The organism is Sporomusa rhizae (genome assembly GCF_041428845.1).
In the GTDB taxonomy this organism is placed as follows: Bacteria; Bacillota; Negativicutes; order Sporomusales; family Sporomusaceae; genus Sporomusa; species Sporomusa rhizae.
On record NZ_CP156925.1, the window covers coordinates 5,675,700 to 5,700,279 of the forward strand.

The 24,580-nt window shown below is 44.0% G+C and carries 30 protein-coding genes; 8 read left to right on the forward strand and 22 right to left on the reverse strand.

Annotated features, from left to right (window positions below; translation table 11 throughout):
* Position 1: 1 nt before the first annotated feature.
* Both SRRS_RS26560 and SRRS_RS26565 read right to left on the reverse strand, forming a co-directional pair.
* Complete coding sequence (locus SRRS_RS26560) at positions 2 to 1,915, reverse strand: sigma-54-dependent Fis family transcriptional regulator (RefSeq protein WP_371364764.1); 1,914 nt, start codon at positions 1,913 to 1,915, stop codon at positions 2 to 4.
* 128 nt (positions 1,916 to 2,043) lie between these two features.
* A complete protein-coding gene (locus tag SRRS_RS26565) occupies positions 2,044 to 3,840 on the reverse strand; it encodes a heme NO-binding domain-containing protein (RefSeq protein WP_371364766.1) in 1,797 nt (598 codons plus the stop codon).
* Between the two features lie 488 nt (positions 3,841 to 4,328).
* Here SRRS_RS26565 and SRRS_RS26570 point away from each other — a divergent pair, with 488 nt between their 5' ends.
* Together SRRS_RS26570 and SRRS_RS26575 are read left to right on the forward strand one after the other, a co-directional pair.
* Positions 4,329 to 4,955 (forward strand): nitrite reductase, encoded by a 627-nt coding sequence (locus SRRS_RS26570; RefSeq protein ID WP_371364768.1) that lies wholly within the window; start codon positions 4,329 to 4,331, stop codon positions 4,953 to 4,955.
* Between the two features lie 27 nt (positions 4,956 to 4,982).
* Positions 4,983 to 5,144 (forward strand): hypothetical protein, encoded by a 162-nt coding sequence (locus SRRS_RS26575; protein WP_371364769.1) that lies wholly within the window; start codon positions 4,983 to 4,985, stop codon positions 5,142 to 5,144.
* Between the two features lie 68 nt (positions 5,145 to 5,212).
* Here SRRS_RS26575 and SRRS_RS26580 read toward each other — a convergent pair whose 3' ends face one another.
* Together SRRS_RS26580 and SRRS_RS26585 are read right to left on the reverse strand one after the other, a co-directional pair.
* Positions 5,213 to 5,452 carry a hypothetical protein gene (locus SRRS_RS26580; protein ID WP_371364770.1) on the reverse strand — a complete coding sequence of 80 codons (240 nt, stop codon included), beginning with the start codon at positions 5,450 to 5,452 and terminating at the stop codon, positions 5,213 to 5,215.
* A gap of 207 nt (positions 5,453 to 5,659) precedes the next feature.
* Positions 5,660 to 5,824 carry a hypothetical protein gene (locus tag SRRS_RS26585; RefSeq protein ID WP_371364771.1) on the reverse strand — a complete coding sequence of 55 codons (165 nt, stop codon included), beginning with the start codon at positions 5,822 to 5,824 and terminating at the stop codon, positions 5,660 to 5,662.
* Positions 5,825 to 5,992: 168 nt separating this feature from the next.
* Here SRRS_RS26585 and SRRS_RS26590 point away from each other — a divergent pair, with 168 nt between their 5' ends.
* Both SRRS_RS26590 and SRRS_RS26595 read left to right on the forward strand, forming a co-directional pair.
* Entirely contained in the window at positions 5,993 to 6,139 is a 147-nt protein-coding gene (locus SRRS_RS26590) for a hypothetical protein (protein WP_371364774.1), read from the forward strand.
* A gap of 253 nt (positions 6,140 to 6,392) precedes the next feature.
* Complete coding sequence (locus SRRS_RS26595) at positions 6,393 to 6,536, forward strand: hypothetical protein (RefSeq protein WP_371364775.1); 144 nt, start codon at positions 6,393 to 6,395, stop codon at positions 6,534 to 6,536.
* A gap of 40 nt (positions 6,537 to 6,576) precedes the next feature.
* On the opposite strand, the gene SRRS_RS26600 is transcribed toward SRRS_RS26595, so the two are convergent.
* Positions 6,577 to 8,067: an IS1182 family transposase gene (locus SRRS_RS26600; RefSeq protein WP_371364777.1), complete on the reverse strand. Its 1,491-nt coding sequence runs from the start codon at positions 8,065 to 8,067 to the stop codon at positions 6,577 to 6,579.
* Positions 8,068 to 8,317: 250 nt separating this feature from the next.
* Here SRRS_RS26600 and SRRS_RS26605 point away from each other — a divergent pair, with 250 nt between their 5' ends.
* Positions 8,318 to 8,533 (forward strand): hypothetical protein, encoded by a 216-nt coding sequence (locus tag SRRS_RS26605; RefSeq protein WP_371364779.1) that lies wholly within the window; start codon positions 8,318 to 8,320, stop codon positions 8,531 to 8,533.
* Between the two features lie 23 nt (positions 8,534 to 8,556).
* Here the strand turns inward: SRRS_RS26605 and SRRS_RS26610 are convergent, their stop codons facing one another.
* The 10 genes from SRRS_RS26610 to SRRS_RS26655 all read right to left on the reverse strand — a co-directional run bounded on the left by SRRS_RS26610 (position 8,557) and on the right by SRRS_RS26655 (position 15,528).
* The gene (locus SRRS_RS26610; RefSeq protein WP_371364781.1) at positions 8,557 to 8,772 is read right to left on the reverse strand and encodes a hypothetical protein; all 216 of its coding nucleotides are present in this window, start codon (positions 8,770 to 8,772) and stop codon (positions 8,557 to 8,559) included.
* A gap of 213 nt (positions 8,773 to 8,985) precedes the next feature.
* Positions 8,986 to 9,231, reverse strand: a complete 246-nt coding sequence (gene atpC, locus SRRS_RS26615; RefSeq protein WP_371364784.1) for an ATP synthase F1 subunit epsilon — start codon at positions 9,229 to 9,231, stop codon at positions 8,986 to 8,988.
* A complete protein-coding gene (atpD, locus tag SRRS_RS26620; protein WP_371364786.1) occupies positions 9,231 to 10,643 on the reverse strand; it encodes a F0F1 ATP synthase subunit beta in 1,413 nt (470 codons plus the stop codon). Before atpD ends, atpC begins: the two co-directional genes overlap by 1 nt.
* Positions 10,644 to 10,656: 13 nt before the next feature.
* Positions 10,657 to 11,511 carry an ATP synthase F1 subunit gamma gene (gene atpG, locus SRRS_RS26625; protein WP_371364788.1) on the reverse strand — a complete coding sequence of 285 codons (855 nt, stop codon included), beginning with the start codon at positions 11,509 to 11,511 and terminating at the stop codon, positions 10,657 to 10,659.
* Positions 11,512 to 11,515: 4 nt separating this feature from the next.
* On the reverse strand, positions 11,516 to 13,024 hold the full coding sequence (atpA, locus tag SRRS_RS26630) for a F0F1 ATP synthase subunit alpha (protein ID WP_371364790.1): 1,509 nt from the start codon (positions 13,022 to 13,024) through the stop codon (positions 11,516 to 11,518).
* A gap of 29 nt (positions 13,025 to 13,053) precedes the next feature.
* Entirely contained in the window at positions 13,054 to 13,587 is a 534-nt protein-coding gene (atpH, locus tag SRRS_RS26635; RefSeq protein ID WP_371364793.1) for an ATP synthase F1 subunit delta, read from the reverse strand.
* Positions 13,584 to 14,084, reverse strand: coding sequence for a F0F1 ATP synthase subunit B (gene atpF, locus SRRS_RS26640; RefSeq protein WP_371364795.1), 501 nt, complete (start codon positions 14,082 to 14,084; stop codon positions 13,584 to 13,586). Before atpF ends, atpH begins: the two co-directional genes overlap by 4 nt.
* A 68-nt stretch (positions 14,085 to 14,152) precedes the next feature.
* Positions 14,153 to 14,404: a F0F1 ATP synthase subunit C gene (gene atpE, locus SRRS_RS26645; protein WP_371364797.1), complete on the reverse strand. Its 252-nt coding sequence runs from the start codon at positions 14,402 to 14,404 to the stop codon at positions 14,153 to 14,155.
* Positions 14,405 to 14,406: 2 nt separating this feature from the next.
* Positions 14,407 to 15,099, reverse strand: a complete 693-nt coding sequence (gene atpB, locus SRRS_RS26650; protein WP_371364799.1) for a F0F1 ATP synthase subunit A — start codon at positions 15,097 to 15,099, stop codon at positions 14,407 to 14,409.
* A gap of 21 nt (positions 15,100 to 15,120) precedes the next feature.
* Entirely contained in the window at positions 15,121 to 15,528 is a 408-nt protein-coding gene (locus SRRS_RS26655) for an ATP synthase subunit I (RefSeq protein WP_371364802.1), read from the reverse strand.
* A 254-nt stretch (positions 15,529 to 15,782) separates the two neighbouring features.
* On the opposite strand from SRRS_RS26655, the gene SRRS_RS26660 reads away from it, so the two are divergent.
* Positions 15,783 to 16,151 (forward strand): helix-turn-helix domain-containing protein, encoded by a 369-nt coding sequence (locus tag SRRS_RS26660; protein ID WP_371364804.1) that lies wholly within the window; start codon positions 15,783 to 15,785, stop codon positions 16,149 to 16,151.
* Here the strand turns inward: SRRS_RS26660 and SRRS_RS26665 are convergent.
* A complete protein-coding gene (locus SRRS_RS26665) occupies positions 16,148 to 16,318 on the reverse strand; it encodes a hypothetical protein (protein WP_371364805.1) in 171 nt (56 codons plus the stop codon). The two genes, SRRS_RS26660 and SRRS_RS26665, sit on opposite strands and share 4 nt — an antisense overlap.
* Before the next feature lie 251 nt (positions 16,319 to 16,569).
* On the opposite strand from SRRS_RS26665, the gene SRRS_RS26670 reads away from it, so the two are divergent.
* Positions 16,570 to 16,707 (forward strand): hypothetical protein, encoded by a 138-nt coding sequence (locus tag SRRS_RS26670; RefSeq protein WP_371364808.1) that lies wholly within the window; start codon positions 16,570 to 16,572, stop codon positions 16,705 to 16,707.
* A gap of 301 nt (positions 16,708 to 17,008) precedes the next feature.
* On the opposite strand, the gene SRRS_RS26675 is transcribed toward SRRS_RS26670, so the two are convergent.
* From SRRS_RS26675 to SRRS_RS26700, 6 genes are all read right to left on the reverse strand, one after another.
* On the reverse strand, positions 17,009 to 17,662 hold the full coding sequence (locus SRRS_RS26675; RefSeq protein WP_371364811.1) for a dienelactone hydrolase family protein: 654 nt from the start codon (positions 17,660 to 17,662) through the stop codon (positions 17,009 to 17,011).
* 266 nt (positions 17,663 to 17,928) lie between these two features.
* Positions 17,929 to 18,132, reverse strand: a complete 204-nt coding sequence (locus SRRS_RS26680) for a hypothetical protein (protein WP_371364814.1) — start codon at positions 18,130 to 18,132, stop codon at positions 17,929 to 17,931.
* A 1,143-nt stretch (positions 18,133 to 19,275) separates the two neighbouring features.
* Positions 19,276 to 19,545 (reverse strand): hypothetical protein, encoded by a 270-nt coding sequence (locus tag SRRS_RS26685; protein ID WP_371364817.1) that lies wholly within the window; start codon positions 19,543 to 19,545, stop codon positions 19,276 to 19,278.
* A gap of 224 nt (positions 19,546 to 19,769) precedes the next feature.
* Entirely contained in the window at positions 19,770 to 20,312 is a 543-nt protein-coding gene (locus SRRS_RS26690; RefSeq protein WP_371364819.1) for a hypothetical protein, read from the reverse strand.
* 2,038 nt (positions 20,313 to 22,350) lie between these two features.
* Entirely contained in the window at positions 22,351 to 23,538 is a 1,188-nt protein-coding gene (locus SRRS_RS26695) for an Ig-like domain-containing protein (protein WP_371364822.1), read from the reverse strand.
* A 99-nt stretch (positions 23,539 to 23,637) separates the two neighbouring features.
* Positions 23,638 to 24,123 (reverse strand): sigma-70 family RNA polymerase sigma factor, encoded by a 486-nt coding sequence (locus tag SRRS_RS26700; RefSeq protein ID WP_371369934.1) that lies wholly within the window; start codon positions 24,121 to 24,123, stop codon positions 23,638 to 23,640.
* Positions 24,124 to 24,217: 94 nt separating this feature from the next.
* Between SRRS_RS26700 and SRRS_RS26705 the strand changes: the two genes are divergently transcribed.
* Positions 24,218 to 24,442, forward strand: coding sequence for a hypothetical protein (locus tag SRRS_RS26705; RefSeq protein ID WP_371364825.1), 225 nt, complete (start codon positions 24,218 to 24,220; stop codon positions 24,440 to 24,442).
* Positions 24,443 to 24,580 lie beyond the last annotated feature (138 nt).

Here is a 24,580-nt window from a genome sequence, read left to right on the forward strand (position 1 = left end):
CTTAGTCCTTATCTAAGCCGTATTTTTTCAAATACCGATACAATGTCACCCGGCTGACATCAAGCATGTTTGCCAAACGGCTAATGTTGCCGCCGGCAGCTTTCCAGGCCTCAACAAAGGCATCTTTATCCTCTTTCCAGGCCTTGGAGAGTCCTTGTTCCCCAGGCATTACAATATCGTCCTTGGTAATAGTATCACCAGCAGTACGGAAGAACGCCTGTTCAATAACGCCTTGCAGTTGCTTGATGTTTCCCGGCCAATCATAACTCATAATTAGCTCGCCAGCATCGGGCGCTAATTTCTTTGCAGGCAGGTTATGCAGGGCAGCCAGTTCATCAATAATATGATCGGCCAACAGAGGTACGTCGTCACGGCGGGCACGCAGAGACGGTACCCGAACAACGGCGCGGGAAATAATATCGTAAAATCTCGCAGAAAATACTCCTTTTTCTACAAGTCGTTTTAAGTCGGTATCACTGGCAGCAATTACCCTGACATCAATCGTCCGGAAAACTGCTTCACCGGAGCGCGACAGTTGGCTTTCCTGTAAAACATCGGCTAGCTTGTCCTGCAGCACGGCCGAAAGTTTCTCAATTTCGTCGAGGAACAGTGTACCACCGCTGGCCAGCTCCATTTTTCCCGGACGGCCTTCCCCTTCACCACCGCCGCGTCCAAATAATTCGATTTCGAGAAGTTCCGGCGGCATATCACCGCATTTAACGGCAATCAAAGGGCCGGCGGCCCGGCTGCTGGCCTGATGGATACCATGCGCCAATCGCTGTTTGCCAGTACCTGGCTCACCCTGAATTAGCAGAGGGTAGTCGTGTCTGGCCGTGCGGCTGGCTTTATCTTGCATATTGGTAAAGGCTTGGCTGTTACCTACCATACTCGATAAGCTGTAACGCGCTGTGTAACCAGCGGTATGAGCCACAAGGGTACGCAGATCTTCAATCGGCAACGATACAGCCACGATGCTCTCTACATCGCCATCGTCCCCACCTAGCGGCACAACAGTAGTAATATCTTCATAGGTTTTACGGGGTGTTATCCAGGTTACCTCACGGTTATAAGATGGCACGCCTAAGAAACCCTTATATATTGGGGTGTGGCGGTAGTTAAGCAATACATCACTGAGGTTAGGATTATCGCCACGTTCTTCGCTGCCCGGCGGAATAATGCCTGATAGTCGGCTTTGTCCCAGCTTATTGGCATACCCGACTTCACCACCGGGAAATACATGATAGACTGCGAGCGGTACAGCATCCAAAATAGTGTGCTTAGCTTTAAGACTGGAGACAAGCCGCAGGTGCTGTTCCATCGCATACTTGATGCTGAGCACCATGGCCACCATAGCGCTATACGGCAAATCTTCCTGCTGAATGGACACTACGGTAATCATGAACTTTACCTGATTATCAATGATAACAGGTGCTGAGCAGGCATCCCCGCTCTGGCAGTCCCGTATCCACATTTCCGGTCCGAACATCAGGAAAGGTACTTTATGCCTGTAAGCTATACCAATACTGGAAGTACCAGTATCCTCTTCCTGCATTCTGGCGCCTTCCAGTTCCCCTGCTGTTTTTTGGTAGAAGGGCATGGCATAATTTTTTAATACATAAAGATCCTGGTCTAAAAGCAGCATACTAAGATTATATGTAGTAAAATGCTCTTTAATCTCCTCGTATAATCCGTCTAGAAACGTTATAGCGGGACTATAGCGCTGGCTACGTTTTTGCAAGTCTTGTCCGGATAACTTAACATCAAGACAAAAACTATCTTGTCCTACCCCCATACTATGGCTGCGCTCCCAAGATTCCGCAATCCAGGGGTGAACATTGGGATCAACAACCCCTTCCTTGATAAATTTATCATAGTAGAGTTCTAGTTTGGCTTTATTGCGGCGTTCGCGAATCATAGTATACCTCCCATACGTTTCTAACAATAATATCACAAATATATGAATGTTTCATTCCCACCAAAGGAAACTCGTCAATAGGCAGACATAAGGCGGGGTTAACCCTCCCCGCCTTTGGTGCAAAAATCTTAGGTCCGATACGTACTAATATCTTCACTGAAATGCTGAATAACCGTCTTGAATTCAGTGATTTTGCCCATCATATCATGCAACTTCTCGTTGTAGACATGCACCGAAGCGCTGACTTCCTCACTGGCTGCCGAGTTTTCTTCTGAAATAGCTGCCAGAGATTCAATCTTGCCATATACCTCATTTAGACCGGTCATCTCGTGTTCTAGTTTGGTAATCATATCAACAATATTTTCAGCTACTAAATGAATATTATCCACATGGCGGGCATTTCCAGCGACTACCTCTTTCATCTGGCGGCTTTCCGCTGCCAGAATATCAAATTCGTCCTCGATCATTCTGACCACATAACTGATAATATCCATAAGTATTCTTAAATCACCGGAGATACTTTCCGAATGATGATGCGACTGTTCCGCCAATTTCCGGACTTCTTCCGCAACAACAGCAAACCCTCGTCCCTGTTCCCCGGCGCGAGCCGCCTCGATAGCGGCGTTTAGTGCCAATAAGTTGGTCTGTCCGGCAATAGCTGCAACCATCCCGGTAATCTCGTTGATTTTCGTAGCCTGTTTCTGAAGATTCTCGGCTGACTTTTTTACTTCGGAAAACTTATTAAGGCTTTGTTCCAGTTTGGCGCTGGAAGTCTGCACTTCGCCGAAGCCTTTGTTTATTTCGTCGACTGCGGCTTCCAGTTGTTCTTTGTTACGGCTTTGTTCGGTTACAACCAGTTGGAGGGTTTCAAGATTGCCATTTAGGATGCCAACCGCGCTCTCGGTTTCCATCGCCTGATTAGTAGCGGCTGTCGCAACGTCATGAACTACACCGGAGATTTCGTCTGAAGTATCCTGCATCCTGGAAGCAAGGACATTAAAATTGTCGCCATATTTATTCATTTCATCGGTTATACCTTTAAAGCCGATAAACTCACTTTTTACCCGCTGTTTATACTTGGACAGCATACCCATAATCTCCTCAAACTCATCGCTTGATTTGAGGGTAGTCTCAGTAAAGTACTTCCGATCCTGAATACCGGCAATTTCCTGTTTAATTGCAGCAAACGGCCGCAATAATAATGACGCGCCGGCCGTTGATACTACACCACTGACTAGGGCTGTCCAAAGCGGAATGGTAGCCCCGGCCATAACCAAAACACCATCAACAAGCAGTGACAGAACAGTTACGGCCACTCCAATCTTAGCCGGGATACTCTTAACCATACCAAAGGATAATAGCTGGTTTATCCGGTATACAGTGGTACGAGTAATCGGTTTAGAGAAGGTAATTAGCATTTTCAGGTGTTCCGAAGACGACTCCGTAATCTCTGTCTTGATGTCTTCTTTAAAATGCTCGGCAGCACCGGCTAAAAGGCCCTTCATATAGCCAAACATGCCTCGTTTAGAACGATAGCTTAAGACAGCACCGTATTCGGAAACCGGCTCTATCAACAGTTCTGGTGGTTTGGCTCCGGGTATACGTTTAACCATAACAATATGCACATCATACATAGAGCGCAGGAAAGAGTAGAGGCTTTCCTGACGGAAAAATGCCGGATACGCTTGTGCAAAGGTTATAACATTATCTTTGCCGACGTTCAACCAAATTTCATCCTGCGTCTTGCCTGTGCGCTCAGCTAAGTAAGCAACAAATGCCTTGGGTTTGGCATCATCCACATCTTCTGTCGGCAGAAACATTTTATCCTGTTCCCAACCAACATGGCGCATGGCCTCGTCTGTCAAGCTGTCGCCCCATACCTTGCGAGCCGTATTGACCCATGTTCCAACAACAGTCCCTTTCATATAATCAACCCCATATTTTTTTAGTATACTGTTTATAATCTTAAACCCCAGTTTTCACGTTCACAAAAAGGCTGAGCACAAACCGTATTCTTTTTATTTCCTAACATAAATTCCAAATTATTAACTGTATTCTAGCTAGAGGTAAATTATCCTTTTTATTTTAACAAGGTTTGTTGTATTTTACCAAATACATTTTAAAAATGTCGATTCTTAAAATCATAGCTATTTTGTGCTAAGGGTTCGGACGCTTTATCCTACTAAAACTAGATATATTTGACATTAACAAATTTCAATCATTTCCGTGAGCAACATCACTGCACGAGCTGATAAAAACGGTTATACTAGACCTATCATAAGGTTGCTTGGAGGCCATGTTTGACTTCATTTAAAGTCTGGCTTCCTGTTAAGAAGCAACCACTATTACCATCCGGCTGATAGAAGTGCAGTTCGGCCCAGGCAGGTCAGCCGGAACAAATGAGGAGAATACCATGTCTAAGCAAAATAGGAATTTGCCACTGGTTCCACATCTGCCCGGAGGTTTCGTATCACCGGCCTTACTGCACCAGCTAGCAAATATTGCTGAACAGTACGGTGGAACAATAAAAGTAGCCGGCAATAGTCTCATCATCCTAGGGCTGAGCCCTAGTGACCGCACCCAGGCCTTACATGAGCTCGGATTAGAAACTCAGTCGCTATCCGCCAAAGCGATTCGCAGTGTTGCCGTGTGTGCCGGCAAACCGCATTGCCTCCGGGCAATACAGGACAGTACAGCCCTTGGCTTGCTGCTTGAAGACAAGTTTTACGGAACCGATCTTCCAGGCAAACTGCGTATAGGAGTTAGCGGCTGCCCTAATTGCTGCTCTGAAACCTTTGTCAAAGATATTGGCCTGTATGGTGTAGCTGGCGGGTATACTGTCGTCGTTGGCGGTAATTCTGGCCGTAAGGCAAAAGCCGGGCAAATTCTAACTGCGAAAGTTGCCGACGACGATGTTGTCCCCTTGCTGGAAAAAATAATACGCTATTACCAAACGCAAGGACATCCTGGTGAACGTTTAGGACAAATGATTGACAGGCTTGGCTTTGAGGATTTTGCTGCACACTTCGGGGTAAACTAGCACTACCAGTTAACGGGAGGTGATAGTTTGTCTAGTAAAGAAGACTGCCCGATTTATAGTTTCTGGAATGGCAAGAACTTGAACGGCTGCAACAAATGCTTTGACTACCGCGGCAGTGGTGAAGGCTGCAGTCAGTGTGAATTCAAATGCGTAGAGAGCACCGAAACCGTTTGTGCCGACGAACTGTAAGAAGGGATACTTTCACTTTCGGCTAGGACTGGAAAAAGGAGCTGCCTTGAAATAAGACAGCTCCTTTACTATGTCTGTTTAGAACGCCCGCCAAGCAGCGACGTCGTGATAATAACCGGCTCAAGTGCCTGGAATCGTGTACCTTCTAGTGTCTGTAAATCGGTTGCCAGTTTGCCAAGCTCCTCTTGAAGCACTGTCTTCGTATAGCCGAAATCCTCCAACTTATGGACGGCCAAATCAAGCTCGTTGATTTTATCAACATATTCCTGATGCATCCGGACAATTTCTAAGCCTGTTTTTACATTCATTTCTTCATCACCATTGCCTAAAGATTCTGCAGCCTTAGTATACCCACAAAAAAATACATCAACTCACTCACTTACCGCCATCCGTAATATATTAAGTTCATTTGTAATCTTTCGGCATAAAATCCGTATTTCACCATAAATTTCACTCTTTATCAACTGTAAAAACAACTGCCGGCGCTTGATAAATTGAAAAAGAGCCCGCAGGCTCTATATTTTGTTAACCGGAGGCACATTCTTGTCAGCCATCTCCCGGGCGAAGATTTCTTTAAAGGGAACTTTTTTTTGGTATTTCTTTTTGGCACCTTCCGTAGCGCCGCGATGGTTTTTGTTTGCAATATCTACTCGTTGAATAGCCATTATTTTTGCTACCATCTCGTACGCCCTCCTTGTCTTGAAAAAAATTTATTCTATATTAGTTTTATCGAACTATTCCGGGAAAATATTAAGCGGCAAAAAAATTTTTATGGTTATCTATCCATTTCTTACTTCGTGTTGTGCTTATTTTGCCTGGTTACACTATTAAACGAGGAGGTGGTAATTATGTTTCATAGAAAGAAACGTAAATCGATGTTGGGCATGGATTGGGACATGGATATGGATATGGGATCAATGCTTAAAGCCGTAGCTTTAGGCGCTGTTATTTACCAAGCCGCCAAATTCATGTTTCATGATATGACTGACGACTAACCAACTCGCCTCCCAGCTTACTAGTAAAGGAGGTGACAATATGGCTAACAAGCAAAAAGATTGTAATAAGGGCTGCAAAGGTAAGGGCAGCGTAGAGTTCGGGAAAGAAATCTGCCCTGAACCAAGGAAACAAGCAAAGGAAGACTGCTGTAAATAGTTAGCAGGGTGGATTTTTCCACCCTTTTTTATATTTTTTTAAAATTTATGGTATTTTTATCCAAAATAGGGAATGCTAGTATTGGAGGTGAGCGGAATGGGATTTAAAGATCTTCCTGGCGGCTCTAACAGTAACCAAAGCCAGACTGCCGCGAAAAATAACGCAGCGCAGCAAGCTCCGGCTACTAACGCTGCCCCTCAAAACAAAAATGCTCTTACCAATACCCAACCTTCCCAATAGACCCCCTTATAATGAACAAAGCGGCTGAAAGCCGCTTTGTTCATTTCAGAGTGTAGACAAATCCCGCTTCAGGCCGGAAGGCCAACAAGCGGGATTTGTTAATAGTTACGAGTTTCATAAATTTTGATAACATAGACGGAAAAGTTCTTGAAAAAGGCGGTAACATACCGCGCTTTTTTTTCCACATTGCTAACTTCTTTAAATTCATACACGCAAAAAGAAGCGTGAGGTAGTGTTGTACTTTCCTCAAGCCACGATAGCGAGTATAGCGCATTCCATGTCTTTCTTTCGCATCTGCGAAGACACGTTCAATGGTTTGGCTTCGGCGGCGATATAGGTCTTGGCCTTGGTGAGTATGACGGACATCCTCTGCATATTCAACGTAAGATTCCCAGATATGCCGGTTTACGACTTTTGTAAAGTTTTGGCTTTGGGTACATTGTATACGCAGTGAGCATTGGACACATATCTTGGGATTGCTTTTGTATTCCCGATAGCCTTCTCTATTTGTAGTGGAATATTTTAGCACTTGGTTATTGGGGCAGATATAGCAGTCATAGTATTCGTCATAAACATACTCGTATTTCTTAAAGTATCCTTCTTTAGTCATGGGGCGTTTGTAGGGCATAACCGGTATTTTATTTGCTTGCATAATTTCACGACATACTCCCGGCGTTTTGTAACCAGAATCGGCAACTACTGCTTTTATGTCATTAAATTTTTCAATGACATCTTGAAATACATCGGTAAACACCTGACTATCATGAACATTACCTGGGGCTGTTTTAACACCAAGAATAAAATTGTTGCGCTCACAGGCCACTGTGGCGGTGTAAGCAAAGCAACGCTCTTTTTCACCTTTATGGAACATACCACTTTCTGGGTCAGTTGTACTTTCTTTGACTTCCTTTTCTTCAATCATTGTTCCGTCAGAATCATTGTCGTTGTCATCGGTAAAAGGTTTCTTGCCATGTGATTCACGGTCAGCGTTAATTTCAATCATCAATTCACGCTTATATTTATGTACTCGATGCTGGGCCATCTTTTTAACATACTTGTTTTTATTGGCGTTGGCCTTAATATGACTAGCATCAAAAAATACAGCATCTGCTTTGATAAAACCACATTCTATGGCCTCAAATAACACTCTTTCAAAGATTTTTTCAAAGAGGTCACTTTCTTTAAACCGTCTTTCATAATTCTTCCCGAAGGTAGAAAAATGCGGTATCTTCTCCTGAAAGCCGTAGCCTAAGAACCAGCGGTAAGCAAGATTGACTTGAGCATCGCTAATTGTTTGACGCATAGATGTAATACCGTACAAAATCTGCAGTACTAGCAATTTTATCAGAACGACCGGATCGATACTGGGTCTGCCAGTAGTATCACTGTATAAATCTTTAACTTCATCATATATAAAATCGAAATTTATGCTTGCATCAACTAAGCGCAGTAAATGATCTTGTGGAACTAGCTCGCTTAGACAAACAAATTCGACTTGGTCGGTTATCACTCTGTTTTTCTTCTTAAGCACGATTATCTCTCCCAATCTCTTATTATCTCTTATTATCTCTTATTATCTCTTATTATCTCTTATTATCTCTATTTTACTATATTTCACACCGGATTAGAAGAGGTTCTCAAATATAAAAAGGCTGCCGACTTTGTCGACAGCCTGTAATGAACAAAGCGGCTGAAAGCCGCTTTGTTCATTTTTATGATTTTTTTATTGAAATAGATTAATTGGGAACACTATTAATAAATTGCGCACGAGGAGGGATTACATGAAAAAACTTATTTCGGGAATGTTTTCCAGTGTGTCAGATGCCGAACTCTTCCTTGCCACTCTCGCTTATGATGACGACGACGATGCACCCGAAAGCGTAACAGAGGATAAGTTTGCTGATTATGACCAAGACGACCTGACCCGTGCCGAAACTGACTCTCCAGATGTTTCCCAAGCAACTGCGAACCAAGGACTTGAGGATTCTTTTAAATAGCACCAAACCAAAACCCCGCAATATTAAATTTGCGGGGTTTTGGGCATTAACAACTCATTTTTACGGGATACGATTTCCTGGTAAACAGCAATGATATCGGGGTTAAGGTCTCCTCTATCACTAGGATCGGCCAGCGGCAGCTTGTACCGCTCCTCCATCATTTTTTTAAGTTGGTTTAGTTGGTTTAAATCTTCATCGGCTCTTTCCATTTGTTCACGAAACCAATTCATTCCGCACATATTTGGGACTCCCTTCATTTATCCGGTGACTAACCCGCTCTGTTTCAGTAAGCGAGTTAAGAGCGGATAAGTCACAGGACAAGACTAATAACAGATCCAGTTTATTACTTCGTGAAAATACAAGATAATCCTTTTTATGACAACAAAATAACAAGGCTTAGCTCCCTGCTTTCCAGGAGTTAAGCCTTGTTATTTATTTTATCGTTTGCCACCCTAACCCGGCGTCAGAATAGTAACTCCTTCCGGTCTTACCTGGAGAATGCCGCCCTCGACATCAAATTGTACTTCCCTCTCGTCCTTAAGGATACGGACAGGCCAGGCATCAAGAACAGCAACTAACGCTGCATGGCCTGGTAATACGCCCATTTCACCGGTTACGGCCCGCACTATTACCATACCGGCTTCGCCGTCAAACACTTTTTTCTCCGGGTTGACAATCTGTACCCGCAGTTTGCCCACTACCCGTTCCTCCTTATGGCGGCGGCTTTCTCAATTACCTCATCAATAGTTCCCACCATGTAAAAGGCGTTTTCCGGCAGAGCATCATACTTACCGCTCAAGATTTCTTTGAACCCGCGCACTGTCTCTTTAAGAGGCACATATTTGCCCGCTGTTCCGGTAAAGGCCTCGGCTACAAAGAACGGCTGGCTTAAAAACCGCTGCACTTTGCGGGCCCGTGCCACAACCACTTTATCTTCTTCCGATAATTCCTCCATCCCGAGGATAGCAATAATATCCTGTAGCTCTTTGTAACGTTGCAGAATTTCCTGAACGGCACGGGCTACATGATAATGGTCATCACCGATGATAAATGGATCCAGTATCCGAGAGGTAGAATCCAACGGATCCACTGCCGGATAAATACCCAATTCGACAATTTGCCTCGACAAAACAGTGGTGGCATCCAGATGAGCAAAGGTGGCCGCCGGGGCCGGATCTGTTAAGTCGTCGGCAGGCACGTATACTGCCTGAACCGATGTAACGGATCCGTTTTTGGTCGAGGTAATCCGTTCTTGCAGGGTGCCTACATCAGTACCAAGGGTCGGCTGGTAGCCAACTGCCGAAGGCATCCGCCCGAGCAGCGCCGATACCTCGGAGCCGGCCTGAATGAAACGGAAAATATTATCAATAAACAGCAGTACATCCTGACCTGCCATATCACGAAAATATTCAGCCATAGTTAAGCCGGTCAGGCCTACCCGCATTCTGGCGCCGGGCGGCTCGTTCATCTGCCCGTATACCAACGCGGTCTTATTGATAACGCCTGACTCCATCATTTCCCGCCAGAGTTCATTGCCTTCACGGGTTCTTTCACCAACACCGGCGAAAACAGAATACCCTCCATGTTCTGTGGCAATGTTCCGGATCAATTCCATAATTAATACGGTCTTTCCTACTCCGGCGCCCCCGAATAAGCCAATTTTGCCGCCACGGGCATAGGGGGCGATAAGGTCAACAACCTTAATACCGGTTTCCAATATTTCGGTGGAAGTCTCCTGTTCAACAAAAGGCGGTGCCGGACGGTGAATAGGCCAATATTCGCTGGCCTCGACCGGAGCCGGATTATTATCAACCGTCTCACCTAATACATTAAATATCCTGCCAAGCGTCCCCTGGCCAACCGGAACGGTAATTGGCGCCCCCGTATCAATTGCTGTCATTCCCCGTACCAGACCATCGGTAGATGACATTGCTACACAACGCACGAAATTATCGCCTAAATGCTGCATAACCTCGACGGTCAGACTGATATCGTACCCAGCCGCCTGGCCGGTTATTTTTACCGCATTATTAACTGACGGCAAATGTTCTTGCGGAAACTCAATGTCTACCACAGGCCCGATAACTTGTTTGACTAGCCCCTTAGCCATGGATTCCCTCCTTTCACCGCAGTGCTTCCGCACCACCTACGATTTCGGTTATTTCCCTGGTGATGTTGGCCTGACGGACTTTGTTGTATTCCAGCACCAATTGGCTGATAAGCTCTTGGGCATTATCAGTAGCAAGACTCATAGCATTCAGCCGGGCTGCCACTTCACTTGCCGCCGCATTAACAAGCCCTTTATATACAGCTGCCTCCAGCCACTTTTTTGCCACTTCATCCAGTATTTCGCTTAACGACGGCTCATAAATCTGCTGCACTGTCCGGCCTTGCGTGAGAGCTTCGGGTTCTATGACCAGCGGCAGAACAGGCTCTACGACGACTTGTTGCACGGCAGGCGAAAAGAACTTGGTGTAAACCAGATAAACCCTGTCGTAACGGCCTGTTACAAATAGTTCGGCTATATTTCGGGCAATATCGGCCGCACAGCGGTATTCGGGTTTTTCCGAGATACCAACATACCATTTATCAATTTCCACCCGGCGGCGCTGGAAATAATCTTTTACTTTTCGGCCAACAACCACTAAACTCACATGGCCAGTATCACTGCTATGGCGTTGTACGGCTTTAACCAGGTTGCTTCCGTAAGACCCGGCAAGCCCTTTATCAGCACCTATTACCAGATAGCCGGTATGGTTTATCTCCCGCTCTTCAAACAGCTTGCTATTAAACTCCTCACCGCTTGCGATAACATCAAGCAGAGTACCCTCCAGGCCTTCATAGTAGGGCAGGCTGTCTTTAACCCGTTCCTGGGCTTTGCGCAAACGCACCGCAGCAACCATTTTCATGGCCTGAGTTATCTTTTGAATGTTTTTTATGCCCTTAATGCGGCGACGTAGATCTAACGCGTTTGGCATCGTATCACCTCGCCATGAACGAATCTTTGAATTGCAGGATCGTTTTCTTAAGCAACTCTTCCTCAGCCGGTTCAATGCATTTCTTTTCTTTTATGCCATTGCCGATCGCGGGATACGCCCGCACAAACTGAAGAAACTCCTGTTCAAACTTATTTACCTGATTAACAGGCACAGCGTCCAGATAGCCGTTAACCCCCAGATAAATAGCGACGACTTGTTCTTCCACAGGCACCGGCTTATACTGCGGCTGTTTCAAGAGCTCAGTCATCCTTTTTCCTCTTTCTAAAAGATCTTTGGTGCTTTTATCTAAATCAGAACCAAACTGAGCAAATGCCGCCAATTCCCGGTACTGTGCCAGATCCAGGCGCAAGCGGCCTGCTACTTGTTTAGTAGCTTTGATCTGTGCCGAACCGCCTACCCGGGATACCGAGAGACCCACGTTAATAGCCGGTCGTGTACCGGCATAGAACAGCTCACTTTCCAGAATGATCTGACCATCGGTAATGGAAATGACATTCGTGGGAATATAGGCCGCTACATCACCCGCCAAAGTTTCAATAACCGGCAGGGCAGTTAGCGAACCGCCGCCCAATTCTTGCGAAAGTTTAGCCGCCCGTTCCAAAAGCCGCGAATGTAAGTAAAATACATCGCCGGGATAAGCCTCCCGACCGGGTGGACGCCTGAGCAAAAGTGACATAGCCCGGTATGCTGCCGCATGCTTGGACAGATCATCGTACACGCAAAGCACATGCTTCCCCTGATACATAAAGTGTTCGCCCATAGCTACACCGGTATAGGGTGCCATATACTGCAGGGGCGCACTGTCTGAAGCAGTAGCCACAACGACGATGGTATGTTCCATAGCGCCATGGTCTTCCAGTGTTTTTACAACCCGTGCCACAGTCGACGCTTTCTGCCCAATAGCAACATAGATGCAGATTACATCCTGTCCTTTTTGATTTAGGATAGTGTCAATGGCGATAGCCGTCTTGCCTGTGCCTCTATCACCAATAATGAGTTCCCGCTGCCCCCGCCCGATGGGCACCATGCAGTCGATTGCCTTAATCCCAGTCTGCAGTGGTTCTTTTACCGGCTGCCGGTCAGCAATCCCCGGCGCCCGCCACTCAATTGGCCTTGAAGCAGTTATATTCATCGGTCCCCGTCCGTCAATTGGCCGGCCTAACGCGTCAACTACCCGGCCAATGAGCGCCTCGCCGACAGGCACCTCCATAATCCGGTCTGTCCGTTTTACCGCGCAGCCTTCCTGAACACTAACTTCATCACCTAAGAGAACGGCACCAACGTTATCTTCCTCTAAATTCAACGCCATGCCATACACGCCGTCGCCAAACTCCAGAAGTTCCCCCGCCATAGCCTTGTCCAAGCCATGTAAGCGGGCAATACCGTCACCAACCTCAATAACTATCCCGACTTCATCGACATTACTTTGAATTTGATATTGCTCAATTTGCTCCTGGATAATTGCCGATATTTCTTCCGGCCGTATTTTCACAGTGAGTTGGTCACCTCACTTTCCCCAAACTATTTCTCAAGGATATGTTTTTTCATTGCAGCCAGTTTGGCTGTCACACTGTTATCAATACGCTTGTCGCCGATTTGAATAATAAGCCCGCCCAGTATTCGTGAATCTACCTGAGAGTGTAATTCAATAGTCTTTTCGGTCACAGCTGCCAGCTGCGCCGCCAATTGCTCTTTGTCAGGTTCATTCAACGGCATTGCCGTAATAACCTCAACTTCAAGAATATTGCCTGCCTGTTTTACCAGGCTGCGGTAGATCTTGATTATATCCGGCAAGATGCTGGTTCGCCGCTTATCGGTCATATGATACAAAAAGTTTTGCACAACACCGGAGACACCGGTCCCAAACAAACGGCCAATTGTATCCGCCTTACTGTCAGCTGCTATTCCTGGATTGTTAAAAAACTCTTTGACTTCCGGCTGAGAAAAAATCTGTTCTACCACCGTCAGTTCCTCAGCTACCTCGTACAAAATCTGTCGCTTGGCCGCAATCCTAAACAGCGCCCGGGCATACCTTGCAGCTAATCGTGCCTTCATGCCAGCTCACCATACTTTTCCTTATTCAGGTTTTTGATGAAGTTTTGCACCAATAGAGTGTTTGTTTCCACATCAAGATTCTTTTCGATAATCTTTTCAGCGGCCGCCACGGCCATAATTGCTACTTCAGCTTTAAGTTTAAGCATGGCCTGCTGATAACAGTGTTCGATTTCTTCCTGTGTTGCTTTGAGCAGCCGTCCGTTTTCCTCATTCGCTTTGTTAATAATGCTTTCCCGTGATTTTTCGCCAAGCGCTATGGCCTCATTAATAATGGTTCTGGCCTGAATACGAGCCTCCAGAATTTGGTTTTCGCTTTCCTGCTTCAGTTTTTCAGCCAAACTCCGCTCACGGTCGGCTTCTAACAGACTTTTTTCTATACCAGCCCGCCGTTCCTCCAAGGCCGTCATAATCGGCTTGTAAGCGATTTTGGTCAACAGGGCGACGAGAATGAGAAAGTTAATAATTTGAGCCACCAATGTAGCGTTAATATCGATCAAGTACATTCCCCCCTTCCACTCTGGGAGCAGGCGTCTGATAGAAAAATTCTACCAGGCGCCTTGTTTTTTTACTTTAAAAATGGATTGGTAAATACCAGTACAATGGCTATTACTGCAGCAATAATGGGAATTGACTCAATCAAACCTACCGAAATCAACATTGTCACCATGATAGAGTTTTTCGCTTCCGGTTGACGGGCAATACTTTCAATGGCTTTAGCTGTCACCTGCCCATCGCCTGTTGCCGCACCGAAAGCGGCCAGCCCTACAATTAAGGCAGCAGCAATAACCGAAGCAGCAATGATAATCGCCTGTTCCACTGTCACCCCTCCTTTTCCTCGTTATGATGCGGTTCTAACGAATTACTTAGGTAAGACATCGAAAGCATGGTAAATATCAGTGCTTGGATAATACCGACAAATACGCTGAAAGCAAGCCATAAGGTCGGCGCAACATAAGGCACCAGGATACCCAGGATAATAATGAGAATTTCCCCGGCCAGAATGTTGCCAAAGAGACGAAACGAGAGTGTAACGGGTTTTGCCAATTCCTCGATGATGTTAATGGGCAAAAAAAAGATATTAGGTTCAACAAAATGTTTAAAATGGGATAAGAGGCCTTTGTTTTTTATACCGAAACCATGAACAATGATAATAATCATCAAGGCCAGACCCAGTGTAGTATTAATGTCGTTGGTCGGCGAGGTAAAGCCTGGCACTAAACCCAGCCAGTTGGCAATGAGCAAAAACAGAAACAGTGTAATGAGAAGCGGCGCGACTTTACGGCCACTTGGACCAATCGTCGAATCAATCTGAGCCAGCAGCCCTTCCAGCACAATTTCCACAAAGTTCTGCCAGCCGCCTGGAACAAGCGTCCAGTTAAGCCGAACCAGCAGCGAGCCAAAGACGAGAATGGCCATTGTCAGCCACGTCATGTACAGCGTATCCAGATTAAACGTCAATCCTGCTAAAACGGCCAGTTTGTGTCCGCCTATCTCCGCTCCGCCGTGGCCCATACGCCTTTACACCTCCTTGTATTATCGTTTTTTGGTATCTCCTATTTGTCTAACGACCAGCAGCATCCCGTTTAAAAACAGGAGTACCGGCATGACAAAGAAGCCTACAACAAATGCCAGTGTACTGACTTTTAGATAGTGGGTAATAACTATAAGTACCAATACCATAACTCCCAGTCGGATAATCCAGCCACCCCTGATGTGTTCTACCGCCTTTTGCTTGGGAAAAACCTGGACATTCTCTACTTGGCGGTAAAGATAGAGAAAGTAGACTGAGCCTGTCACTAGACCGATAATGAGCCCGATCATTACCGGTATTGTCGAATACAGATAGGCAAGCGTGCAGAAAACCAATCCCAACAGCGCCATTTGTGCCAACATGTTTCTAACCCTAAGCTCATAGTTTTTCATACATGCGGCCTTAGCCATCCCACCTTTTGTTTTATTAACGTAGTGTATGACCAGAGTACCTCGCGCCGCTATTTCTTAGTTCATATATATGACTTTTTGTCATGTATATGCCTACTTTTTTTATCTCTTTATGCCAACTATATGACAATAAGTCAGTAGAATATTTACCAATATTATGTAATAATGTATAAAGAAGACGTAGCTTCAGGTGGGTCTTAACCCCATCTAAGCTAAGCCCAGGACCACTTGTACCGGGGACAGGAGGATCTACCATGAGATTTGGTGATAAAGTACGCTTTGTACGGGAAAAGTTTGCCTTGACTACGGAGCAGCTTGCAAAACTCTTGAACGTAACCCAGTCCTATATATCCCATGTAGAAAACAATCGCCGACGGCTAGGCCGGGACAAAGTCGTCTTGTTAGCCAGTGAACTGCAGCTGCCTGTAGAATTTTTCCTGCGTGAAGATGTGACAACCCTAGAGGAATTAGAATTGAACGTAAAACTAAAAGCCCTGGTTACTAATGAAAAATATCTTAACTATTTTGTCGTAGTAGACAAGGCCGTTGAAGCCAGTATCAGCCCCGCCGAACTGGAACAGGCCATAGAATTTATAAAGACATACAAAAAAACACAGGGTTAATGAGCCCTGTGTTCTTTCATAAATTCCTGCTCATATTTGGGATCAACCAAATATACACCGCAGAGGTAACACCATTTAATTTTTCCCAGCCATTCATACAAGACATAGCTATGCCGGGTTTCACCGGGTTTCCGGCCTGTCAGATAACCTTCATTACCGTTATTCATAACGGACACCTCCAACCCATAAACCCTTACTGGACTTGAGGAATTAGGCACTTACAAGCACCAACCGTCACTAATCTATATTCATCTTTGCCGGTTGTATGCCTGTATGCCCTTGATCAATAAAGAAAAAACCAAAAATAAATAATGACTTGTACTGACACACTTTTTATGGATAGCAGCAAATTGGTTTGCACATCATATATTTGGGAAGGTATCCATCATACGCATTTATTTTAAAGGGAGGTTTTGCTATGGGTGGCAGAACTCTTGACCAATTTCGCAGCATTCAGCGATCTAAAGCCAAGAAATCAAAGGAAACAGACGCGAACAAGAACTCCGGACGAGAAGAATCCAAGGAAAATTATTCTACAGCCAATCCCCGCGATTAGGTAGCAGACACCACCTATTTTTTACCCGAAATCAAAAATATAAGCCATCTACCATTAAGGCAGATGGCTTATATTATCGTTCAACTAAGCTGGACGGTACTCCCAAATTTTTGTGTGATATGCTAGCAGGTGCCAGTGTCATTCTCAAAGCAGAAAAATAGGATAATGATTATAATCACAATAATCATCCCACTGCCATTACCGCCAAAACAACCACCAAAGCGTCCCATAAGTATACCTCCTTTACTCCTGGTAATGTATAGTATGATATACCCATAGCTTTGGTTACAACAGGAGTTTCTTAACGTGAAGCCAGACCTACAGCCAAGTGCCGGTGAAACCAATCAGCGGCTTGTGCCGCTACCTGCTCCAGCGTTCCCGGCTCTTCAAACAAATGAGTGGCTCCCGGGATTAAAACCAGTTCTTTGATGCCCTGCAGCTGAGAAAAGGCGTCTTCATTCAATTCAATTACTCCGTAGTCATGACTGCCAACAAGCAGTAATGTCGGGGAAGTAACCTTAGCCAAATCAGTTCCTGCTAAATCAGGGCGTCCTCCGCGTGATACCACCGCACCGACCGATTTTCCCACAACAGCGGCCTTCAAGGCGGCGGCCGCCCCTGTACTTGCCCCAAAGTAACCTACCGGCAGCTCTTTAGCTTTACTTTGTTCTCTGACCCAGGTAGTAGCAGTTACCAAACGTCCGGTTAACAGCGTGATATCAAATCTGGTCTCATAATCACGGTCTTCCTCAATTGTCAGTAAATCCATAAGCAAAGTGGCCATGCCATGTTCATTCAGTACCCGCGCCACAAAATTGTTTCTGGGACTATGGCGGCTGCTGCCACTGCCATGGGCAAACAAAACTATGCCGCAGGGCGCCGGCGGTACTCGAAGCGCCCCTTCTATTACCGCTTGATTTGCCGGAATATGTACTAATTCTTCTGTTATTTTCAAAGCGTACCCCTCCATTCCTTATTACTATGTCAGCAACGGCATTAGGGTATGCAAGCTACCGGAACTCATAGTATAAAAAACAATACCTTTTCAGGATTACTACAAGAAAAATGAACCCCCATCTTTTTTCAAAGATACGGGTTCATTTACAAAAAAGCCCCTTCTAAGAAGAGCTAGAAAAATTAATAGCTAAATAAACAAAAAGCCTTTCCTGATCAATGGCTTTTAATTTATGAGCCCACCAGGGCAACCCGGCAAGCAGCAAATTACATTAAATGTTCTGCATCATTCTCAAGGAAATGGATTAACCAATTACGAATTATATCATTTGCTTTGGACTTTTCATCAGTATTCTCAAAATAAAAGTTCCCATCAGCACATTTGAAATCGGTAATCCCATTTATTATTAGCTGTTCTTGTATGCGCGTTGTTAACTTTTGTATCAATGTTTCTCCACTGCCATTAACCATAATACCACATCCTTATTTCCATATTTTGGTAATATTATAACATTATATACTCTAAAATCCAAGAAAAAAAGTCCATCCCCCAGAAAATTGGTTGAATGCACTATTTCGGCAGCCTACGGCCGTAAATAAAAGCATGAATTAATACAAGCAGTTGCCCTGGTGGCAATTTCTTAAGAACTGCCAACATGGTATCATTCCCTTCTTGAAAAAATAAAATAACCCCCGGTTTCCCGAGGGTGATCGTTTCTATAAATATCATAATCTGTCATTGCTACGAATATTTTCATTTGTACCTTGTTATAAGGCATCACTAGTGCTAGTGATGCCTTATAAGGTATCTCTTATGTTGCGTTGTGGTTTGGCTTTAATTTGAAATCACTTAACAGGTTGGGCTACACTCATCTTCAAAGCAGCAGAAAAATAAAAGAATAATTATAATTATTATGATCCCACTAAAGCCATTACGTCCTCCACAGCCTCCAAATCCACCAAAACCCATAAACTAAACCTCCTCATCGCATAGAGTAAATGGTACACTATAATCTATGAAGATTTGAGCAGTTTTGCTACAAATAAAAGCGTCCGATTTACTGTATGTTTCTTGTATATTAGACAGGTTGCGGACAAACAAAAAAATGGGTTTTGTAGACAACCTGCAAACCATAGTTAACCTTTGATGGGAATGAATGGAAAAGCCGTTCACTGTGAACGGCTCGTTGATAAAGGAGATAAACAGAATGTAACGCTTGGTTTTGGCGTATGGCAAAATTACTTAACAGGTCGGGCTACACTCATCTCTACAGAAGCAGAACAACAAAAGGATAATGATAACTATTATAAAGCAACCACCAAAGCCTCGACCTCCAAAGCCACCGAATCCCATATGTGCGCCTCCTATCCCATAAAGTAAGGGGTATACATATTATAATCTATGAATAGTTGAGCAGTTTTGCTACAGAAAAAATTGTTCATTTAATTAGTGCCAAATAGCAGCTGTAAATGGAAAACCGCCCACCAGTTACCCGACAGGCGGATACAGTCATGGTAGCTATCACGCTACTGGAAGCTGATTTTTGAAGATAAAATATATTCTATATAGTGAAAAGCCCGGACAGCGAATAAACGCTATCCGGGTTATGTATTTTATTTATTACATTTCTTTTGAAATTGTAGATAGAAATTATTCGTATTTCTACCTTTTTCCGAAAGAACTTGCTCGCAATCTGTCTGTAAATCGCTACACTGCTTCTGACAGAAGATATCTTCACAGCATTGCATTAAATATGAAAAAAAGGATGACGGATCTGATGCAGTAGCATATCGAGGTGATGCCGATGCCACACCCGTAAACAATCCCGCTTGCATTAAGCCTAACATAGAAAACACCATAATTTTCTTTTTTACATCTTTCATGTAAAACCTCCTCGTAGAATATTGAAATCACGTTTACATAATATTACACAAGTTTTAGAATTCCTTTAGAATCTTTCAGTTAAAAAGTTCCAGTGACAACTCTTTAACCTATACTGTACCGCTTTTTAATAAACAATAAAAGCCGCCCGCCAGGACGAACCCGGCAGGCGGCTGTGATCAGTTCGGGGCATTTATGCTACTGGAATCAATTCAAAGTTGGCCCTTTATTTGTCATCGTTATCTTTGTGGCTTTCAGGCAATGGTTTGGTTGCTGCTGGTTGCAGGTTAGTAACGTGGCTGGTGGATTTAGCTTCAGTACTCGCAAAGATACCTTCTTGCCACATCTGATAACCATATAGCAGAATACCAATTATAATTGCATATATCACATTTAATAAAGGATCAAGACTTACTTCGTGAAAAATTCCTCTATTGCCAAGATAATAAACATGAAATAAATATATAAAGCCGAAGTTTAGTACTGTATCCACTGCTAAGTATGTCCAAAACCGACCGTACAAAAAATAAAAAAGCCATATAGTAGCAACGGTATTTGATCCGAAGATGTATGATGGTGATTTAAGTGGATAAGCCGCTTCTTCCCAAACGAACCAGCCAAAAGTTTGCCCCATCTCTATAAATAATATACTTGTAATTATAGAAAATTGCGCTACAGGCATAAACCGCTTTCTAGCGTCTTTGGGCATGAAAAATAATGTAAGCCAAGGTAAAATCGTCAGGCTCCATAGTATAACTTGATTACTCATTTCAGAACCTCCTTACTCTTTAAACTTATTCTTTCCCAGTGTATAAGTTTAATACCAAAAACCCATTCCCCAACCTTTACGGCTGAGAGATGGAAAGCTGCTTCCTGCGCCAGAAAATAAAAAAAATGCCCAGCAACACGGGCCGGGCAGCATGGGGTTTATGGTATTAATTGAGGAGATGTTTTTATTTTAAATAACTAACTTTAGAATTACTTTAGAGATAGGAAAGCCGCCCCCCCAAGGATGCGGCTAAAATTCCCCACTTATTCTGTGTCCAATTGTCACACAGAATCGACACTCTGAATCTGAACAGGTTCCCGTCGCGCCATTGATATCGCCTCCAGCAATAATTATCATGATAAGTGGCAAACTAGATTTGGAGGTGATTAATAATGTGTCATCATCATCATTCGCATCGCGATTGCTGTGGCGACTCCCCATTATTAAAATTCTTGGCTATAGGTGCCGTGGTGTACGTTGGCTTAAAAGTCTGGCATCACCATCAAATCTATCACCGAGACTAACCTCTTTTACCTGGGCTTACTGCCCAGGTTTGATTTTAGGTAAAAGAAAAGAGTAATGTATTACTCGCAAATTTTAGTTCTCTACTGTTTTCTTTGGCATCGTCTGCACCTCGTTTTAGATTACCTAATAAGCACTAATTGACGTAACAGGTAGTTAGTACTACGCATAAAATATAATAGGCCCCTCAGAAAAATATTGTGGAGGTATGATAATGGAATACCGTATGCGTGATGATGAGTGTATGCCAAAACATAGATGCAGACCATGTCATAGAAGATGTGTTGGAACTTATACTTCAAAGCATAGAGTTTATGAAAAATGCTGCTATGAGGTCTGTAGAGTGTGCCCCTGCTGTGACAATGAGTACGATGTCAGCCGCTCTGAAGAATGCCCTACATGTGGTACACCATCGGATTTTATGGCTATGGATGATCCTCCTGGCGATCCTCCTCGTTTTGGTGGCTTCGGTAGATTCGGGGGACGCGGCTTCGGTGGCTTTGGTGGGTTCGGTTTCTTCCCATTCTTCCCTTTCTTCCCATTCGGTCGATTTAGACGTTTTCGTCGATTTTAATTGGCCTATACCAATAGCCCGGCTAATACTGGGCTATTTTTTTCACTCGCCCTCCGCACCTCAATTAAAAAAATCATTTAACACTTCGATCATATTTTACATAATATATAGCAGGTACCTAAGGTCCCAGGTAACCTCCTCCAATGAAGAGTGGCGCCCGTCCGCTCTTCATATTTTTTTGCATTCTCCGCACCTCCCCGCTTTTAGCCAACTTGGTACCGCCTTGCGAATGTCCACGATTTTATCGACGGTCCATTGTCTTCCATCCGGCCAATGCATTACCATTGGGTATATATTTCCCTGTTTGTCGTGTAGCGCTGTAATCCCGACGAACGTTCTCATATGTACCACCTCAATGCCATGTTAGAACATGTGTTTGTAGTCAGCAAGCGGGAATAAGTGGAAATAAAAATACCCGGCGTGGCAGACCGGGTATTTTAGAGGGGTTATGTAGATTGGATTACTTCGAATACTTTTATAGTACTTGGTTATTTTTAGAATTTCTTTAGAAATAAAAAACCGCATCCCGGAGGATGCGGCGTATAAAATAATTAATGCATATAACATTCGACGTTAGCTGTGAGATTACCAAACCAGTCGCCGTCTTCACACCCAACTTTCTAACAATGAAAAACATTTACCAAATGAATACTGCAATCTATTTTTTATGTTGCCGAAAATGCTACTTTTTTCAGCGCATTTATATTGCAAGAAAATATGCAACGTAAGTGTTGATGAATGATTATCAATCATTCTAAACAAATCAATAATTTCGTTTAGAACAATTTATAAATAATCAAATACCCATCACCAATATATTACGCTGAAAATTACCCTTATTCAGTCCTAGGTTGAAAAGCGAGCCGGAAAGCCAGCTTATTTTTCTGCCCAAAATAAAAAAGCCGCCCTAGCCCGAAGGATAGAGCGGATTCGTTACGTTCCTTACTTAATAACCGTTACATAAATCTGGTCTCGCTTGCTGCCGTCCGCGGTCTTAACTGTAACCAACGACAGGCCTCCGGCACGGGCCGTTACTCTGGTTATCGGCGCGTTGCTGGGGTCAACGGTAGCCACTGCCGAGTCGCCTGACTGCCAGATGACGTCCTTGTCAGCCGCAAATTTTAGCAGGCAGCTCTCGCCCACTTTTAGGAGAATGGACAGCCGGTATTCTTTGGCTATGACTTCTACCAGAGCGTAGTCTGTCCATGTACCGTCTACAGTCTTGACCTGAATACGGGTTACACCTTCGGCATGGGCCGTTACCTTACCAGTCGCATCAACCGAAGCAATGTTGGGGAAGGCGGAATTCCATTCTAGGTTAGGATCGCCAATGATTTCAGGGAGAATATTTCCAATAAGTTGGATTTGTTCTCCTACTTCTAGGACGATATGTAATTTGGGATCTGGTGGTGCGGTCGGTGTAGCCGACGCTTTATTAGAATTTCCACTTTCGCCATTAGCGGTAATTGCAGTCACTACATAATAGTAGGTAGTACCATTGGTTATTGCAGAATCTACATAGCTGGTACCAGACACGTTGCTGGCGATAGTAGTATACGGGCCTCCTGCAGTTGTAGCTCGTTTTACGTTGTAGCCAGTTACGCCGGTAACTGCGTTCCAGTTGAGAGTTACTTTTGCGTCACCTGCAGTGACAGTTAGGTTTGTTGGTACAGGAACTGGGGATGGATTATACGGAAGAAATTCTCCATTTTCGTCAATATCGATTGCGTCAATATGCACCTGGAGATTATCCCCCTTGTACTCAGAAATTCTCGTAATCGTAACCGTATGTTCACTATTAGACATTCCTGTTTTTTCAAATACTAATGCTTGCCAAATGAAAGCTCCAGTACGTTCGGAAAAAGTAAAATCTTCCCCGTCTATATTTATTTTTATACTGGTATCATAACCATCTGATGAGGTGCCAATAATTCTAATTCTGTCCCCATTAAAATTGAGCTTCACCCATGCCCCTTTTACATTTAATCTTAAGGTATCTCCCAAATAGGCTGTATTAGCGCCATATTTATAAGAATCTGTACCCCCACCATAAGAAACATTATCTAGTGTTAAGTTTATTCTTTTCCACCCTGCCTCTGGTGCTGTTAACTTTTGTCCTACTGTAGCCATTTACATTCCTCCAATTAAATTATTTTGAAACCCAACATAGCCAAGGAACTCTTATTTTCATTGTGTGTTTCCTGTACATCGGCTTTCACTTAGATACATTCATGCAAGTCGTTTTTTTAAACGGGCTAACGCTCTATTTTTTAATTGATTGACTGCCTGCGCCGTAATTCCCAGTAATTGCGCTATGTTTGCCAACCTATGACCGTAGACAAAAACGTGAATTAATACAAGCAGTTGCCGGGGAGGCAACGCTTGCAGCGCCGCCAGCATTCTTTCAAATGTTTCCTTGTATATTAGCTCAGCCTGAGGATCGTCGGGAGCTGCCACATACTCAAGGGCCTTATCCCCCTGGTACTCCATTCGCTTTCTTTTTATTTTTTTTCGCCAAAGATTCAGCAGGCCGTATTTCACCCAGCTTTCAAGATAGCCGGCCAGTGGAACTCCAATGTCGGGATTAAAACTATGAATAGCTTGCAGTAAGGCCAGCCACGCTGCGGATTCCGCATCCGGAACACTTCTTCTATATATACCTGCGTACTTCTTAACGAGCGGTTTAAATTGCTGACCAATATGTTGTTTATCTATTTGACTCCCCTCCCGGAAAAAATAAAATAACCCCCGGTTTCCCGAGGGTTTGCTGAGTGTTTATTAGCTGTCAAGCTTATCTACAGAAGGAAGCATGAAGGTTTATGACGAAAAAAAGTCAGATAAACTGGTAGGAAAAGCGCTGTTAGAATACAATCGCGCCGTCATTAGAAGAATCCTTAGCCATGCGGTATACAAGGATGAAATATTAGAGCAGCATCACCCAAGCTATGTTTCCATGCGTTTAGGTCATAGTGATGTATCTGTGACTTATAAAAAATATTCGCATTTCATTCAGTTGAAAAACGCGCCTCGCTGAGATGGTTAGAAGAAAAATTAAATAAAAATAAAGATAAATTATTTTCATGTGTTATAGTGTGTTAACATGTGTGAAATTTTATTTTTTACCCCTGACTGGAGACAAATCGGAAGACAAAAAATAAAAAGACCCTGCAGG